The 16,073-nt window shown below is 43.2% G+C and carries 16 protein-coding genes and 5 tRNA genes; 6 read left to right on the top strand and 15 right to left on the bottom strand.

The genetic code is table 11. The annotated features are described in order from the left end of the window. Positions 1-25: 25 nt before the first annotated feature. The 9 genes from clpX to B1L02_RS05180 all read right to left on the bottom strand — a co-directional run bounded on the left by clpX (position 26) and on the right by B1L02_RS05180 (position 4,838). Entirely contained in the window at positions 26-1,309 is a 1,284-nt protein-coding gene (gene clpX / locus B1L02_RS05220) for an ATP-dependent protease ATP-binding subunit ClpX (RefSeq protein ID WP_088530187.1), read from the bottom strand. Between the two features lie 122 nt (positions 1,310-1,431). Further along, complete coding sequence (gene clpP / locus B1L02_RS05215; RefSeq protein WP_010606724.1) at positions 1,432-2,049, bottom strand: ATP-dependent Clp endopeptidase proteolytic subunit ClpP; 618 nt, start codon at positions 2,047-2,049, stop codon at positions 1,432-1,434. Positions 2,050-2,382: 333 nt separating this feature from the next. Beyond that, positions 2,383-3,687, bottom strand: a complete 1,305-nt coding sequence (gene tig / locus B1L02_RS05210) for a trigger factor (RefSeq protein ID WP_088530186.1) — start codon at positions 3,685-3,687, stop codon at positions 2,383-2,385. Between the two features lie 277 nt (positions 3,688-3,964). Continuing rightward, positions 3,965-4,041 (bottom strand) — tRNA-Pro (locus B1L02_RS05205). Positions 4,042-4,062: 21 nt separating this feature from the next. Next, positions 4,063-4,139: transfer RNA gene (locus tag B1L02_RS05200), tRNA-Pro, on the bottom strand. A 19-nt stretch (positions 4,140-4,158) separates the two neighbouring features. Then, positions 4,159-4,234, bottom strand: a tRNA-His gene (locus B1L02_RS05195). A gap of 24 nt (positions 4,235-4,258) precedes the next feature. Next, positions 4,259-4,335, bottom strand: a tRNA-Arg gene (locus B1L02_RS05190). Between the two features lie 41 nt (positions 4,336-4,376). After that, positions 4,377-4,453 (bottom strand) — tRNA-Pro (locus tag B1L02_RS05185). Beyond that, complete coding sequence (locus B1L02_RS05180) at positions 4,431-4,838, bottom strand: hypothetical protein (RefSeq protein WP_088530185.1); 408 nt, start codon at positions 4,836-4,838, stop codon at positions 4,431-4,433. The genes B1L02_RS05185 and B1L02_RS05180 overlap by 23 nt, the downstream gene beginning before the upstream one ends. 35 nt (positions 4,839-4,873) lie before the next feature. Between B1L02_RS05180 and folD the strand changes: the two genes are divergently transcribed. Next, positions 4,874-5,728: a bifunctional methylenetetrahydrofolate dehydrogenase/methenyltetrahydrofolate cyclohydrolase FolD gene (gene folD, locus B1L02_RS05175; protein WP_010371140.1), complete on the top strand. Its 855-nt coding sequence runs from the start codon at positions 4,874-4,876 to the stop codon at positions 5,726-5,728. Between the two features lie 62 nt (positions 5,729-5,790). Here the strand turns inward: folD and B1L02_RS05170 are convergent, their stop codons facing one another. The 3 genes from B1L02_RS05170 to prmB form a co-directional block, all read right to left on the bottom strand. Next, positions 5,791-6,222, bottom strand: coding sequence for a hypothetical protein (locus B1L02_RS05170; RefSeq protein ID WP_088530184.1), 432 nt, complete (start codon positions 6,220-6,222; stop codon positions 5,791-5,793). A gap of 66 nt (positions 6,223-6,288) precedes the next feature. Further along, positions 6,289-7,386 (bottom strand): chorismate synthase, encoded by a 1,098-nt coding sequence (gene aroC, locus B1L02_RS05165; protein WP_088530183.1) that lies wholly within the window; start codon positions 7,384-7,386, stop codon positions 6,289-6,291. Positions 7,387-7,433: 47 nt separating this feature from the next. Then, positions 7,434-8,369: a 50S ribosomal protein L3 N(5)-glutamine methyltransferase gene (gene prmB / locus B1L02_RS05160; RefSeq protein ID WP_151208260.1), complete on the bottom strand. Its 936-nt coding sequence runs from the start codon at positions 8,367-8,369 to the stop codon at positions 7,434-7,436. A 96-nt stretch (positions 8,370-8,465) separates the two neighbouring features. Between prmB and smrB the strand changes: the two genes are divergently transcribed. After that, complete coding sequence (gene smrB / locus B1L02_RS05155; RefSeq protein ID WP_010371129.1) at positions 8,466-9,017, top strand: endonuclease SmrB; 552 nt, start codon at positions 8,466-8,468, stop codon at positions 9,015-9,017. Between the two features lie 236 nt (positions 9,018-9,253). Next, entirely contained in the window at positions 9,254-9,496 is a 243-nt protein-coding gene (locus B1L02_RS05150) for a hypothetical protein (RefSeq protein WP_088530181.1), read from the top strand. Between the two features lie 256 nt (positions 9,497-9,752). On the opposite strand, the gene B1L02_RS05145 is transcribed toward B1L02_RS05150, so the two are convergent. From B1L02_RS05145 to B1L02_RS05130, 3 genes are all read right to left on the bottom strand, one after another. After that, positions 9,753-10,358, bottom strand: a complete 606-nt coding sequence (locus B1L02_RS05145; protein WP_010371125.1) for a peroxiredoxin — start codon at positions 10,356-10,358, stop codon at positions 9,753-9,755. Positions 10,359-10,677: 319 nt separating this feature from the next. Beyond that, a complete protein-coding gene (gene fadR, locus B1L02_RS05140) occupies positions 10,678-11,391 on the bottom strand; it encodes a fatty acid metabolism transcriptional regulator FadR (protein WP_010371123.1) in 714 nt (237 codons plus the stop codon). Positions 11,392-11,953: 562 nt separating this feature from the next. Next, the gene (locus tag B1L02_RS05130; RefSeq protein WP_232003143.1) at positions 11,954-13,678 is read right to left on the bottom strand and encodes a winged helix-turn-helix domain-containing protein; all 1,725 of its coding nucleotides are present in this window, start codon (positions 13,676-13,678) and stop codon (positions 11,954-11,956) included. Between the two features lie 178 nt (positions 13,679-13,856). On the opposite strand from B1L02_RS05130, the gene B1L02_RS05125 reads away from it, so the two are divergent. The 3 genes from B1L02_RS05125 (at position 13,857) to dsbB (ending at position 16,068) form a co-directional block, all read left to right on the top strand. Beyond that, positions 13,857-14,942 (top strand): amidohydrolase family protein, encoded by a 1,086-nt coding sequence (locus B1L02_RS05125; protein ID WP_232003142.1) that lies wholly within the window; start codon positions 13,857-13,859, stop codon positions 14,940-14,942. Positions 14,943-14,956: 14 nt separating this feature from the next. Further along, a complete protein-coding gene (locus tag B1L02_RS24275; protein WP_232003141.1) occupies positions 14,957-15,355 on the top strand; it encodes an amidohydrolase family protein in 399 nt (132 codons plus the stop codon). Between the two features lie 203 nt (positions 15,356-15,558). Then, on the top strand, positions 15,559-16,068 hold the full coding sequence (gene dsbB, locus B1L02_RS05120; protein ID WP_088530178.1) for a disulfide bond formation protein DsbB: 510 nt from the start codon (positions 15,559-15,561) through the stop codon (positions 16,066-16,068). The last annotated feature ends 5 nt before the right edge of the window (positions 16,069-16,073 follow it).

Here is a 16,073-nt window from a genome sequence, read left to right as displayed (position 1 = left end):
CTCCTTTTTTCAATCTCATACTAAGCTATTCAGACGCCGCTTTTTCTTTACCGTTATTTTCGTAAATCATAATAGGGTCTGATTCGCCTTTGATCACTGTTTCATCAATGACGACTTTACTCACTTCTTCTAGTGAAGGAAGCTCATACATAGTATCAAGCAATACGCCTTCAACAATCGAACGCAGACCACGGGCACCCGTTTTACGCTCCATCGCTTTATGAGCAATCGCTCTTAGCGCATCTTCACGGAATTCAAGGTCAACACCTTCCATCTTAAATAGCGCCGCGTATTGCTTAGTAAGTGCATTCTTCGGCTCATTTAGGATTTCAATTAGTGCTTCTTCGTCCAGTTCAGTCAAAGTCGCAACTACAGGCAAACGACCAATAAATTCAGGTATTAAGCCGTACTTAACTAAATCTTCAGGCTCTACGTCTTTAAACGTTTCGCTTAATGAGCGCTCAGAGTCTTTAGATTTAACTTCAGCACCAAACCCAATTCCAGTATTTTTTGTACTACGCTGCTCAATGACTTTATCTAGGCCTGCAAACGCACCACCACAGATAAATAAGATCTTAGAAGTATCAACTTGTAAAAACTCTTGTTGCGGATGCTTTCTACCACCTTGTGGCGGAACAGATGCAACCGTACCTTCAATCAGTTTTAGTAGTGCTTGTTGTACACCTTCGCCTGACACATCACGGGTGATTGATGGGTTGTCAGATTTTCTTGAAATTTTGTCGATTTCATCGATATAAACGATACCACGCTGTGCTTTCTCAACATCGTAATCACATTTTTGCAGAAGCTTTTGAATGATGTTTTCAACATCTTCACCCACATAACCGGCTTCGGTTAACGTCGTTGCATCTGCCATTGTGAATGGAACGTCAAGCAAACGTGCAAGCGTTTCTGCTAGTAGGGTTTTACCACTACCCGTTGGACCAATTAGCAGAATATTACTCTTGCCAAGTTCTACATCACTTTTGCCGCCTTGGTTGCGTAGACGCTTATAATGGTTATAAACCGCTACAGACAAGACTTTCTTAGCATGGTCTTGCCCTATCACATAATCATCTAAGTGATTTCTGATCTCTTTTGGCACAGGTAATTTATCAGACGCGTCATGCTTAGGCGCAATATCTTTGATTTCTTCCCTAATAATATCGTTACAAAGTTCAACGCACTCGTCACATATATAGACAGATGGACCGGCAATTAACTTACGAACTTCATGCTGGCTCTTACCGCAAAATGAGCAGTAGAGTAGCTTGCTATTCTTATCGCCGTCTGTTGGAGTGTCTGACATTCAGCTACCTCATTCAATTGCTGTTATCTCTAGATAACATCGTATTTCTTTTAACTATACCAAAGAAATTTGGCTTTGGCACAGTAGAAGCCGATGAATTCAACTCATCGGCTAATTCATAATCACTTAAGCTCTCGACGAGAGTGAACCGCATCTATCAGGCCATATTCTAACGCTTGATCTGCGGTCATAAAGTTGTCTCGATCTGTATCATGAGCAACCACGTCGTAAGGTTGGCCTGTGTGGTCCGCCATCAAGCGGTTTAATTTCTCTTTGATAGCCAAGATTTCACGAGCATGAATTTCAAAATCAGATGCCTGACCTTGGAAACCACCTAAAGGTTGGTGGATCATCACGCGAGAATTCGGCAAGCAATAACGTTTACCTTTAGCACCGCCAGATAGCAAAAATGCTCCCATACTCGCAGCTTGACCAACACAAACCGTACTGACGTCAGGTTTGATAAAATTCATCGTGTCGTAGATTGACATCCCAGCAGTCACAGAACCACCCGGTGAGTTGATATACAAGAATATATCTTTGTCAGGGCTTTCTGATTCCAAAAACAACATCTGCGCCACAATTAAATTCGCCATGTGGTCTTCGACTTGACCAGTTAAGAAAATAATACGGTCTTTTAGCAGTCGTGAGTAAATATCATAAGAACGCTCGCCTTTAGCCGTTTGCTCCACGACCATAGGTACTAACGCATTGATTGGATCGATCATACCATCATTCATGTTTTTTTATTCCTTATTAGCACAGAATCTATTGCCTATTCGCAGCAACTTTATTGGACTTAGCGCGGCCCATAAAAATATTCTGTGATCGGTGTTTAGGCTAATACTTTTTTGAGCGAATTGAAACGAGTAGATATAACTGTACCAGTAATACTCAACGAAACCTGACTCGTAAAGTAAGTATAGCTAATAAAATAAGCCATGCCTCAAGATATAAGTACTTAATGCTTCAATATCAAGGCTTAAAAACAAAAATGGCCCGAATTCTCAATTAGAGTAACTCGAGCCATTTAAACTTCAGCTTAGCTGTAAGTCAATGATTTCTTCAAAGACTTATTGAGCAGCCTGTGGATTCATGATGTCGTCAAATGACTTTTCAACATCAGAAACAGATGCAGCAGCAAGTACAGCTTCAACTGCCAGCTCTTCCATCGCAACGTTGCGCATTTGCTGCATTAGTTGATCGTTTGCTTTGTAGTATGCCACTACTTCACTTGGATCTTCGTATGCAGAAGCAACGGTGTCGATTAGTTCAGCAACTTTATCTTCATCAACTTTGATGTCGTTTGCTTTGATCACTTCACCTAGTAGTAGGCCAGTTTTCACGCGAGTTACTGCTTGCTCGTGGAATAGCTCAGCAGGAAGCTCAGGCATGTTTTGTGCGTTGCCGCCAAAACGTTGCGCTGCTTGTTGACGAAGTGCGTCGATTTCTTGGTCGATTAGCGCTTTTGGTACGTCAACTTCGTTAGTTTCTAGAAGACCTTTGATCGCTTGATCTTTCACATTAGCTTTAACCGCTTGGTTTAGCTCACGCTCCATGTTCTTCTTAACTTCTTCTTTAAGTGCGTCAACGCCGCCTTCAGCAACACCAAACTTAGTTGCAAACTCATCAGTTAGTTCAGGAAGCTCTTGAACTTCAACTTTCTTCACCGTGATAGTGAATTGAGCCGCTTTACCTTTTAAGTTTTCGGCGTGGTAGTCTTCTGGGAAAGTTACGTCAGAAACAACTTCTTCACCCGCTTTTTTACCAACGATACCGTCTTCAAAACCTGGGATCATACGACCTTGACCAAGTTCTAGAGGGAAGTCTTCAGCTTTGCCGCCTTCGAACTCTTCACCGTCGATTGTACCAACGAAATCAACTGTTACACGGTCTTTCTCGCCAGCTGCCGCATCGCTTTCAGTCCACGAAGCGTGTTGCTTACGAAGCGTTTCAAGCATGTTCGCTAGGTCTTCATCAGTTACAGAAACCGCTGGCTTTTCAACTGCGATTTTGTCTAGATCTTTAAGTTCAACTTCTGGATATACTTCAAAAGTTGCATCGAATTCTAGATCTTTACCAGCTTCTAGTGATTTAGGAGCAAAAGATGGTGCGCCTGCAGGGTTGATTTTCTCAGCAATGATTGCTTCGATATAGTTACGCTGCATCAGATCGCCAGCAACTTCTTGACGTACAGCTGCGCCGTAACGCTTAGTGATGATTGACACTGGAACTTTACCAGGGCGGAAGCCATCGATACGCTGTGTTCTTGACAGTTGTTGTAGGCGTTTTTTAACTTCAGTCTCAACGTTCTCTGCAGGAACGGTGATGGTCAGACGGCGCTCAAGGCCTTGAGTCGTCTCAACAGAAACTTGCATGATTTACCTCAATCTTCATTTTTGGGCGACAAAGCGCCTTCCTTACTAACAAGACAACCATCATGCTTTTTATGGGCCTTCGGCTAAATTGCCAAACTCTCCGTTGCATGTGACGCTTGTTGCCTGCCCTACGGGCACTACGTTAATTAATAGACGCGGCATTATAACCTATTCAACGACGGAGTCGAGCAATCAGGTTAAATAATTAGGCATATTGGTGCTAATTGATTAAAAGTTAGTAAATTTGAAATAATGACTGAGATACTAGAAAAGAAAGTGGTCGGCGATGCAGGATTTGAACCTGCGACCCCTTGGACCCAAACCAAGTGCGCTACCAAGCTGCGCTAATCGCCGAACATATAAATTTTGTAGAAGTGGTCGGCGATGCAGGATTTGAACCTGCGACCCCTTGGACCCAAACCAAGTGCGCTACCAAGCTGCGCTAATCGCCGACTAATTTTGGCATGTAGATGGGGCGACTGATGGGACTTGAACCCACGACAACCGGAATCACAATCCAGGGCTCTACCAACTGAGCTACAGCCGCCACTACATGTGGATTAAAATAAGATGGCGCACCCTGAAGGATTCGAACCTTCGACCGACGCCTTAGAAGGGCGTTGCTCTATCCAGCTGAGCTAAGGGCGCAAACTCGTAAACATCTTCATGCTACTTTCTTATTTTAAAAGTGGTCGGCGATGCAGGATTTGAACCTGCGACCCCTTGGACCCAAACCAAGTGCGCTACCAAGCTGCGCTAATCGCCGACTGTGACCTTGGAGAACTAAGAACCTTTTTATCGGTGAGTCCTCGTTGGCAACGGGGTGCATAATAGTGATTTGCCCGAAGTAGGTCAAATATTTTTTTTAGTTTTTGTTTCAACTGCCTAATTTTACCACAAACTGTTGATAAAACAGCTGACTTAAACAATTTTTGTACTGTCTTTGCAAAAGAGATTATGAAAACCTTTGCTTTTACGCAATGCAAACTTGGCGGAGTGGCTGTTTTTTGAGAAAATAGCGGGCAAATGTCCTCCTTTGTAGTAACTAACGGGACATATAAATAGAGCAACCCCATTTTATCATCTTTATAAGCAATCATTTCATCAATACATGAAAGTGCTTGTATAGAAGAATTTAAAGGCTCTATCATCGTTCAAGTTTTTTAACCCTTAATATAGGTCAATCATGACGGCAAACATCATTGATGGCAAAGCTATCGCGAAACAAGTTCGTTCTACTGTTGCACAACGAGTTCAAGACAGACTAGCGCAAGGTCTAAGAGCGCCTGGCTTGGCTGTGGTATTAGTAGGCCAGGATCCTGCGAGCCAAGTTTATGTTGGTTCAAAGCGTAAAGCCTGTGAAGAAGTCGGATTTGTTTCTAAATCTTTCGACTTACCAGGTGACACAAGCGAAGAACAATTACTTGCGCTTGTTGATGAGCTTAATGCAGACCCTGAAGTTGATGGGATCTTAGTGCAATTGCCGCTACCTGAAGGCCTAGACGCAGAAAAAGTGTTAGAGCGCATTGATCCTCACAAAGACGTCGACGGCTTTCACCCATATAACGTAGGCCGCCTTGCCCAAAGAATGCCAGCACTGAGACCTTGTACACCAAAAGGGATCATCACCCTACTCGACTCTACCGGTGTCCGTTATAAAGGCATGCATGCTGTTGTGGTTGGTGCTTCAAACATCGTTGGTCGCCCAATGTCACTAGAGCTGCTACTTGCTGGTTGTACTACAACCGTTTGCCATAAATTTACGCAGGACCTCGAAACCCATGTGCGTCGTGCCGATCTACTGGTTGTGGCGGTTGGTAAACCTGAGTTTATTCCAGGCGACTGGGTTAAAGAAGGCGCGATTGTCATCGATGTAGGCATTAATCGCTTAGAATCTGGCAAACTGGTAGGTGACGTGCAATACGATATCGCAGAACAAAACGCGAGCTTTATTACCCCAGTGCCAGGTGGTGTGGGCCCAATGACCGTCGCAAGCTTAATCGAAAATACGCTAGAGGCGTGTGAAAAATATCACAGCTAAACGCTGTTAGTTTATAGCTATAATAAAAGCCTCAGTTGAGGCTTTTATTATTTTAAGCCTCATTAGCTCATTAGCGTGTCCTTGTTCGCTTTGTTTTCTTCCTGAGTTACCGCATCCCTCATCGCTTCTTGTAAGGCAGCCATCCGCTCTTCTAATTCTTCAGGTGAGATTTTTCCCTCAGCCGCAAGCTTTTCAAGTTCTGCCATTTTCTCTTTTAATTCGTCTATTTTTTCTTTATTTGCCCCTAAGCGGCTAAACATTACCGCTTCTCTCATCTTTTCGAGAAATGACTGATTACGCTCCACCACTTTATATTTATATGGCTCGTCGACTTTATTATCCAGTACAGGGGATGATTGCGCTGCGAAGTTAGCAGCCGCGACATAGTCTTGCTCCTGCGCAGCGGTATTCGCTCGTTTAGTTTGGGCAAGGCTTTGCTGCTCAGAAACGGACTCAGTGGTACGAATTGCGGAGTGGGTTTGGTAAGTGATCATGATTGCTCTCCTTGATTTGTCCAAGAACAGCAATCACTGTGCCAAAATTAGCTTACTTGCTACTGGCTAGACATGACCAGGAATTGGCTTGTGCGGCAAATTTACGTCTTGGTTTTGACCACGGTGACGTAATAAGTGATCCATAAGCGTAATAGCCAACATGGCTTCTGCGATTGGAATGGCACGAATACCAACACATGGGTCATGACGACCCTTCGTCACAACTTCTTGCGGTTGGTTATGGGTATCAATACTCTGCCCCGGCACCGAGATACTTGATGTCGGTTTTAGCGCAATTGACGCGATAATATCTTGCCCTGTAGAAATACCCGCTAAAACGCCGCCTGCATGATTAGAGGTAAATCCCTGTGGCGTTAGCTCATCTCTGTGCTCAGAGCCCTTTTGCTCAACCACATCAAAGCCATCACCAATCTCTACACCTTTTACGGCATTAATGCTCATCAAGGAGTGCGCTATCTCAGCATCCAAACGGTCGAACACTGGCTCACCTAAACCAACGGGCACATTTTTCGCCACGACTTTTACTTTCGCGCCGACTGAATCACCTTCTTTTTTCAGCGTACGCATATATTCATCTAGTGCTTCTAGCTTAGATTCATCGGGAAAGAAAAATGGATTGTTTTCAACCGCTGACCAATCATAGTGCTGAGCTTTAATCGGGCCTAATTGAGAAAGACAGGCGTTGATTTCGATGCCATGGACTTGTTTGAGATATTTTTTCGCAATTGCACCTGCTGCAACGCGAATGGCAGTTTCACGTGCCGACGACCTACCACCACCGCGATAATCTCTATGCCCGTATTTGTGCCAATAGGTATAGTCGCCATGACCCGGACGGAACAAGTCTTTGATGTTTGAGTAATCTTTTGAACGTTGATCGGTATTTTCAATCAACAATCCAATGCTCGTGCCTGTGGTCTTGCCTTCAAACACACCTGAGAGAATTTTTATCTCATCGCCTTCTCGGCGCTGCGTTGTGTAGCGACTTTGGCCTGGTTTGCGTCTATCTAAATCGATTTGTAAATCAGCTTCAGTGATCTCAAGCCCTGGTGGTACACCATCCACCACGCCACCAAGCGCGGCGCCATGGCTTTCACCAAAGGTCGAGACCTTAAATAATTGGCCAATGCTATTGCCTGCCATCGTTTTTCCTCATTCCTAAATAGACGATAGAGACCATTGGCTCCCTATCAGTTTTTAAAGTATTCCAATAATTGTTGTTTGGATACGACAAAGACCCCTAAACCACCATGCTCAAAGTCTAACCAAGTAAATGGTGCTTCAGGAAATTGCTGCTCCATATGTACCATAGAATTGCCAACTTCGACAAATAACAAACCATCATCATTTAGATGAGCGGCCGCTTCTGCCAGTAGTGTGCGGGTTACATCAAGGCCATCTTCTCCTGACGCCAAACCAAGCTCTGGCTCATGATGGAACTCCTCTGGCAGATCTGACATGTCTTCTGCATCAACATAAGGAGGGTTTGCTACGATTAAATCGTACTTTTGGCCCGGTACACCACTAAATACATCAGACTGGATAGCAAAGACTCTGTCTTGCATCATATGCTGATTGATATTGTGATCGGCCACTTCTAAGGCTTCAAAAGAAATATCTACTGCGTCTACTTGTGCGCGCTCAAATGCTTTGGCCAATGCAATCGCAATACAACCAGAGCCCGTACACATATCTAAGATACGCGTTACTTTATTTGGTGTAGCTACCCAAGGGGCAAAATGTTTTGCGATTAACTCTGCAAATGGTGAGCGTGGTACTAATACGCGCTCATCAACATAAAACGGCATACCAGCAAACCAAGCTTGATTGGTTAAGTAGGCGACGGGAATACGCTGCTCGATACGTGCTTTGATAAACTCCATCAGATGCGCTTTTTCACTCTGCGTCATGCGTGCATGCATGATTTCTTTGGGGGCATCAATTGGCATATGCAGCACCGGAAGCACTAAACTGACCGCTTCGTCCCAAGGATTATCCGTACCATGACCAAAAAATACCTCGTTACTCACAAACTGGCTCGCTGTCCAGCGTACCCAGTCCTGAATGGTATGTAAGTCTTGAAAGGCTTCAACGGCCATTTCTTCGGTAATAAGTGGTTGCGACATTTCCGTCATGGTGACTCTCTAAAGATCAAACAATATGGCGCTATTGTAGCGGTTTTTAAGCTAGGTTTTTATGCTTTTTTTATTTAAAATGCCACCATGAACAGAGAATCTAACACTAATGCTGACCTAAATGACGATTTCGCGATGTTTCGTGAGTCTTTGAATGGTGTAAAACCCCTCAAACAAGATCAGGTGCAGCTCAAACAAAAGAAAAAAATTCAGAGCATTGAGCTGAAGCAACAAGTCAAGCAGCAGCAATCTGAGTTTTACTTTTCTGACGAGTATATTCCTGATATTGATACGTCGGGAACCATCAACTTCGTAAAGCCCGGAGCTGATCGCTATTTAGCAAAGCAGCTAAGGCGTGGTGACTACGCGCCCGAACTCATCTTAGATTTACACGGGCTAAATAAAGAAACGGTAAAACAAGAACTAGCAGCATTAATTCATGCTTGTAAGAAGCAGCATATTGCCTGTGCGTGCGTGGTGCATGGAATTGGTGAGCGTGTGCTTAAGCATAAAGTACCGCAGTATCTTGTCCAGCATCCAGATATACTGGCGATGCACCAAGCACCTTTAGAATATGGCGGTAAAGGGGCTGTATTAATCTTGGTTGACTTACCTGATGACCCTAACTTTGGCCGTTAATTCGGCCCAAACATTGTTTTTTATCCTTTCTTACTTCGCTTAATCCAGCCTTAATAAATTTAACTAAATCTTAGCCATTTCACCCATACTGCACTGGTCAAATTCACCACCCCATTAATTCACCTGTGCCAAGTAAAAACTAAAGCACATAAAAATCAATAAGATAAAAATTAAACTCATTTTGGCACAACCTTTGTAATAGTTATTGCGACTAACAAATTACAAGGAAACTTATTATGACTACTTTAGCGAAAATCACCATGACAACTTTACTGTTTACAGCAAGCATGACAACAACAGCTGCAGAAGTTGATGCTTCATTACTTCAAGAAGTAAAAACCAAAGTGACGCAAGCTGTCACTGAGTCAATCAAAGCGAATCTCGAAAAAATAAAAATTGAGACCAAACAGTCTTTAGAGAAAGCGTTTCAAACAACCAATAACAACGAGCAAGAAAAAAAGGAAGAGACTAATGATTAATGAACTCGAATTTCTGAGTCTGCTCGCAACTCCCGTGATCAGTTTATTTGCCGCTTACCTAAGCATTCAACTGATAAAATCACTGGGTCAGTTTATCAACTTTAACTAGCATGGCACTTGCTAAAGTAGGCAAGGTAGCCGAGTAGTCAAAGTTTTACCCTGAGAAAGCTATTGAGGTATCAGTAGCCATTAAAAAACCCGCCAATTGGCGGGTTTCTTTTTGATATCAGCGAGATATCACAAAGTCGACACTAAATTATAGTGCGCCTTCGTTTTCAGATAGGAACTTAGCAACACCTTCAGGGCTTGCATCCATACCTGCTTTACCTTCAGTCCAACCAGCTGGACATACTTCACCGTGCTCTTCGTGGAATGCTAGTGCATCAACCATGCGAAGCATTTCATCGATGTTACGGCCTAGTGGTAGGTCGTTAACTACTTGGTGACGTACATTACCTTCAGCATCGATTAGGAAAGAACCACGGAAAGCAACACCAGCTTCTGGGTGCTCAACGTCATATGCTTGACAGATTTCGTGCTTAACATCAGCGATTAGATCGTATTTAACTTGACCGATACCGCCTTCGTTTACTGGAGTGTTACGCCATGCGTTGTGTGAGAATTGAGAATCGATAGAAACACCGATCACTTCAACACCACGCTTCTGGAACTCTTCGTAACGCTTGTCGAACGCGATTAGCTCTGAAGGACAAACAAACGTGAAGTCTAGTGGGTAAAAGAAAACAACCGCTTTTTTACCTTTAATACGCTCGTGCAGGTTGTAGCTATCTACGATCTCACCGTTACCTAGTACTGCTGCTGCTGTAAAGTCTGGTGCCTTGCGGCCTACTAATACACCCATTTTTATCTCCAATAGTTAGGTTTATTTCCAATCTTATTTGGTATCTCGTGTAGAGACCAAATATCTTGTTCATAATATTGTGGCGTGCTTGTGAAAAAACAACCCTAGCTAAATTCATAACCAAAGTATCTTTGTCATTCTCACTGCCAAAAACTGCGCCTAGTGTATTTGGCAAGTGCCATAATTAACAATCGAATTAACCGATAGCACTAATCTATAAATTCGATGAGACGAAAATACCTCCACTCAGGATGCTATTCGGAGATCAAAAAAGGCTTCACGAAGAAGCCTCTTTAACATGCCTATCAATCAGTGGATATTAGTCCATGATATTTTCTGGCATATCGCCACGGATCTGCTGCCAAATTTCACCCGACTGATGACCATACTTACGCATCAATGAAATAGCCCCATCGTGCTCTTGATTTTCCGCCAGTTTGGTTAAATCTGCATAGAACTGTCTCGCCAGTCCTCGCGTTCTTGAATCAGAGAAGTAATGACAACCAATTTTTGAGTATAAGCCTCTGAAGCCATTTAAAATAAGCACATAAATTTTGTTTTGCCCAGCGCCTGCCAGTTCATGGTGAACTTGGTAGTCATAATCAGCAAACGCTTCTGCGGTATCTTCCAGCTCTTCATGCTTAGACAAAATATCAATAACACGCTGCGGATTGAATTTTATCGCCGCACGCGTATAGATTGCACTAATGTTGGTGCGCGCTGACAGTAGCTGGTCGGTCAACTCAGGCATCTTATCTTCATCAAGACGCGCTAAGGTTTCTAAAATATTAAGCCCTGACGTTTCCCAAAAGTTATTTACTCGGGTTGGCTTACCATGTTGGATAGTCAACCAGCCATCACGAGCTAGCCTTTGTAATACTTCGCGCAGTGTTGTTCTTGTTACACCAATGAGTTCAGAAAGCTCACGCTCAGCAGGTAGAATGGATCCCGGAGGGAATTCGCCGTTCCAAATTGACTCAACAATATATTCTTCAGCAAATCCAGCTGGGCTCTTGGCTTTGAAAATTCTCATCTCACACCACTTTATTATTACATCAATGCCTTGATTGGCAGGTTGTGCTTGTTAATCCACTGATTGTACCAGATGAAGCTCAACTAACAAGCTACAAATCACCCTAGCTGAAAATAGCCATGTTCAATGCAGGTGAGATTGTGATGCAGTATGAGATTTAGGACTCACTTAAGGCAATATAGGCTTGGCTATAACGAGCTCATCTTCGCTAAACACTGAGCTGTTAATGTAAACAAACTGCTCCTCATCAGACCATCCTGCCCCTGCTTTCATTTTGTATAACTCAAATGCTTCTCCTGAAGTGCACACGGAACAACTGCGAAGTAAACAGACAAAACGGCGTGTAATAATGTTATTGGACATCTCTTGCAATTTACTTTCGAGAGTAGCTTGCAAACAACCAAGCAGCTTAAGGAAAACCAAAACTCAAAGGCAACACAATCGAACCCTGTTTTTAAAAGCCTATATCAAAGGTTAGTGGCCGTCGGAAAACAGAGCAAAGGAAATTCACTCCCTATTTTTAAATCGCAATGTAAATTTTATGTCTGAGTAACCAAACGTATTAGAGCTCGCTCTGTCTGATTTCAAGCTTATTCAGCCATGCTTGTTTAAATTCGTGGTCTGATGTCAAAGCGAGATAAAGATCTGTGGCAAAAAAGCTATCATTGTAGTCGGGTAACCAACCGGTGTTGAGCAGCTGCTTCAGCGCATGTTGTGTTTCTGCTGCGTCATTGTTAAGTGCGAACCAGTAAGGAGATAAAGCTGCATCGAGCTGATTTCCTTGATTAAGGTATTGTGCCAACAACTGTTTTACTCGCTTGAGCTTGCTTTGTTGACTTGTACGTTTCAGCATCAGGGCATAAGTAAGGTATTGCCCTACATTGCCTGCCTCCGGCGATTTAAGCGCCGCGAGATCAGCAAAATGCTGTTCAAAAAGCGTTAGCGCGGGTTGTACTTTCTGCCGTGCAAGTAAAGCAAGAATATAAGGCATCACATAATGATTACCCTTTGAGTCTAGCTCGTATCGCTGTTTTAAGAATCCTTCGGCCTTTTCGACATTACCTTGTCGCCATGCGATCCCGGCTTCAACATAGAGTCTAAATGCTGTAGAAATTGAACCTAAATTTGCGGCTTGCCGATATTTCTCCCCAGCTTCTTCTGCTCGCCCTAAACTCAATAACACTAATATGTGGCTCAACTGCTGCGCGGGGTACAATTTACTATGATCGATGTAATTGTTTTGGTACCACAGCAAATATTGGCTTGCCCTATTCTGGTTAAGCGGATAAAAGTCTAGCGCATAGAGCGGATTGTTTTTGGTGTGGGGGGCAACGGCAACGCTACGATCAAAATATTTTCGAGCGAGCACTAACTCTCTAAAATTCAAATAGGCATAGGCTAATCCTCGGATAATAACCGCATCGTTTGGTGCTAACTGATACGCTTGTTTATGCGCAGCAATCGCATCGGGTATTTTGTGTTGGTCCCGAAGAAATCGACCATACCAATGCCATAGGCGAGCATGCTTGGTTGAGATCTCAAATCCGCGCTTAAAATAATCCTGTGCTAGTTCAATTTCATTCTCCATCACCGCAAAGCGTGCAAGAGAGGTTATCACTTCAATATTTTTAGCATCTAAAGTGCGGGCCTTCTCTAACAGAGGGCGGCACAAAGCAAGCGATTCGTACTCTGACACCGCGCCATATACGCTGAGCCCCATAAAAGCATTACATAAGCCACTGAGTGCCTCGACATTGTCACTTTGTTTAGATAACACTTGTTGATAAATCGTTTTCGCTCGCGCCAACTCTTCCACCGCTGTACTTTGGGATAGGTGTGTGGCAAGGGTGATCTCATCAAAATACGGGTTGTTTTGTGCCTTGTGCTTTTGATCAATTTGAATATAAAAAGCACAAAAAGCAACCAGTGCGAGCAACGTAATGGCGACAGCAAGCAGCCAAATTCGCTTATTACTTACTGGCATCACAGCCGCTTTATGCTCTCTAAGCAGAATGTTTGGATGAATGCGGTAGCCTTGAGCTGATATTCTTTCTATATATTCTTCGTATTGCGGATCTGTGTTTAAAATCTTTCTTAACTGCGCGATAGCTTGATAGACCGAGTTGTCAGACACCACTTTAGGGTGCCACACTAACTCGACGAGGTTATCAATACTCAGAGGCTCAGCTTTCGCATCGACCAACACCAACAGTAATTTCATCACTTTTGGGGTGACGGTATATTCACGGCCAGTCGGATACTCCACAATCTGGTTCAATTTAGGCACAACAAGCCAATTTCCCAAAAGCAAATTTTTCAACCCCAGAACACCTTACATTATTGATTATTATAGTTTTAATTAAATTAAGAAAAATTTCAGAGTTATTTTATATGAAAATTAAAACACAAAGTACCTCGCCAGTTATGCTCGAAGGCATCTAATACGACACTAACTGGTTTTCATTATGAAAAAACAAACATTAATATTTACGGTCTTTTGCACCCTGTCTTCTAATGCATTATTTGCAGCAGTAGACCTTCGTATCGACAATGCTACCATTTTAAATCCTATTGATAAGCACCAAGTCGATATCATTTCCAATCATTGGCTCGCCATCCAAGATGGCAAAATTATACAAGTCTCTGACTCAAGTCAAAAACCGGATGCAGCAAAGGTCATTGATGCTCATGGTCAATACCTCATACCAGGGTTAACCGATAGCCATGTCCACCTAAAAACAATGCCGGGATTGCTTAACACTTCCCCTAACGCTACTCAAATGCAAGCAGCATTTTTAAAACGGCAAGGCGCTAATTATCTTTACTATGGCGTCACACAAGTTATTGACCCGTCAAACACTGCTACCGGCATGACCGAATTTACAGCGAATGGCCCCGCACCCGACGCCTATTTTTGTGGCGCAATGCCGGTTTACCAAGGCTACAACGCTGAAGGCCTTAGTTACTCAAAGTTACATCAACATAAACCCTACTTTGCTGCACAACACGGCGACCCTGCTCATGAGCTAACGCCATCTCAAGCGCACTCTCACCGAGGAGCTCAGCCCTTAACGCGAATGAAATCTGACGGTGCAACTTGTGCCAAACTGTACTTTGAAGATGGCTTTGGAGAAAACAATACTATACCGCTTATTAACCAAAAAACTGCCAAACAGTTAGTCGAGTCAGCAAACTCACTTAAGTTACCCGTAATGGCACATGCGAATGCCGTTGATATGCAACAACTTGCTGTAGACGCCAATATCAACATTATGGCGCATGGACTTTGGAACTGGTTAGCGCCAAATACAGCCCCTAGCGAAAGCGAACTGCCAACCAATGTAAAAGCAGTGCTGGATACCATCATCGAAAAAGACATCGCCTATCAAGCCACATTAAATGTGATGAATGCTCTGGCGAAAGTGACTGACAACACTTTCACCTTCACGTCTGAATATCGTACCGTATTACCTCCGTCTCAAATTGCTTGGTATCAAAGTGAACCTGGTCGCTGGTTTTCTCGAGAAATGGGCAAGGCTGGGGTGAAATAAGTAATGAACAAAAGGTGGCTAAACTTGAGCAAGTTTTCTCTCAAGGGCAACGTGCACTAAATTACCTATATAAAAATGGCGCAACCTTGCTGCTTGGCTCAGATACGCCACCCGCACCAACTTATGCCTCACAACCGGGCTTATCGACTTATCAAGAGTTAACGATGATGGATCAAGCTGGAGTAGATCTCGTTAGCCTGCTATCTGCTGCAACCATTAATAATGCCAAAGCATTTGCGATAGACAACCAGTACGGCAGTATCGCTGCTGGGAAAGTGGCTAATCTATTGCTGTTAAATAGTAACCCTTTGCAGTCAGTCTCGGCTTATAACGATATTGAATACGTTATCTTGCATGGCTTAGCCATTGAGCGCGCTACTTTTCATATCGATGCTCTGGAGAAAAGTGAGTGAGTAAATAAAATACGTCAGAATAGAAATGCTGAGAATGTCGGTCTAACACCAATTGACTTAATCAATTGATCTACTTTGATATTTTCGAACTTCTGCTGGTAACAAGAGTCGAAAAATCGTCGCAAAGATAGCGCACACTGCGAAGTAAGGTTGCTCTAACGCGGCCAGATAAAGCATAATAAAACAAAAAGGGTTTCTCTATAATGAAGATTTCATCTTTTCATCTCTCTAGGCAATCTTGGGGATTGCTAGCACTATCCGCTGCTATTTTTGAAGCCGTTGCACTGTATTTTCAATACGGTATGGGTTTAGAGCCCTGTATTATGTGCATCTATCAGCGTTTTGCTATGTTGGGGTTATTAGCAGCTGGTTTAATCGGTATGATTTCTCCTCGCTCTTTCGCACTGCGTAGTCTCGCATTTGTTTCTTGGGGTGTAGGCAGTATTTGGGGTTATTTTATCGCCCGTGAACATATCAGTATGCAAACCACAACGGATCCATTTGCTTTTACCTGTGACTTTGTACCAAACTTTCCTGCGTTTATGCCGCTTCATGAATGGTTACCAAGCTTTTTTGCTGCAACAGGTGACTGTGGCAACATAGATTGGTCGTTTGCAGGACTATCTATGCCTGGGTGGATGGAGATTATCTTTGCATTTTATAGTGTTGCATTTATTCTTTTCTTATTTTTCCACGTTACCAAAAAAAGTTGAGATAT

Origin of the sequence: Pseudoalteromonas piscicida, assembly GCF_002208135.1 — a bacterium.
GTDB lineage: Bacteria > Pseudomonadota > Gammaproteobacteria > Enterobacterales > Alteromonadaceae > Pseudoalteromonas > Pseudoalteromonas piscicida_A.
This window is presented reverse-complemented; position numbering and strand designations above follow the sequence as displayed.

Bases quoted from the DNA above. Each gene is read 5' to 3' on its own strand.
- clpX (WP_088530187.1), bottom strand. From the start codon at position 1,309: ATGTCAGACACTCCAACAGACGGCGATAAGAATAGCAAGCTACTCTAC.
- clpP (WP_010606724.1), bottom strand. From the start codon at position 2,049: ATGAATGATGGTATGATCGATCCAATCAATGCGTTAGTACCTATGGTC.
- tig (WP_088530186.1), bottom strand. From the start codon at position 3,687: ATGCAAGTTTCTGTTGAGACGACTCAAGGCCTTGAGCGCCGTCTGACC.
- B1L02_RS05180 (WP_088530185.1), bottom strand. From the start codon at position 4,838: ATGATAGAGCCTTTAAATTCTTCTATACAAGCACTTTCATGTATTGAT.
- folD (WP_010371140.1), top strand. From the start codon at position 4,874: ATGACGGCAAACATCATTGATGGCAAAGCTATCGCGAAACAAGTTCGT.
- B1L02_RS05170 (WP_088530184.1), bottom strand. From the start codon at position 6,222: ATGATCACTTACCAAACCCACTCCGCAATTCGTACCACTGAGTCCGTT.
- aroC (WP_088530183.1), bottom strand. From the start codon at position 7,386: ATGGCAGGCAATAGCATTGGCCAATTATTTAAGGTCTCGACCTTTGGT.
- prmB (WP_151208260.1), bottom strand. From the start codon at position 8,369: ATGTCGCAACCACTTATTACCGAAGAAATGGCCGTTGAAGCCTTTCAA.
- smrB (WP_010371129.1), top strand. From the start codon at position 8,466: ATGAACAGAGAATCTAACACTAATGCTGACCTAAATGACGATTTCGCG.
- B1L02_RS05150 (WP_088530181.1), top strand. From the start codon at position 9,254: ATGACTACTTTAGCGAAAATCACCATGACAACTTTACTGTTTACAGCA.
- B1L02_RS05145 (WP_010371125.1), bottom strand. From the start codon at position 10,358: ATGGGTGTATTAGTAGGCCGCAAGGCACCAGACTTTACAGCAGCAGCA.
- fadR (WP_010371123.1), bottom strand. From the start codon at position 11,391: ATGAGAATTTTCAAAGCCAAGAGCCCAGCTGGATTTGCTGAAGAATAT.
- B1L02_RS05125 (WP_232003142.1), top strand. From the start codon at position 13,857: ATGAAAAAACAAACATTAATATTTACGGTCTTTTGCACCCTGTCTTCT.
- dsbB (WP_088530178.1), top strand. From the start codon at position 15,559: ATGAAGATTTCATCTTTTCATCTCTCTAGGCAATCTTGGGGATTGCTA.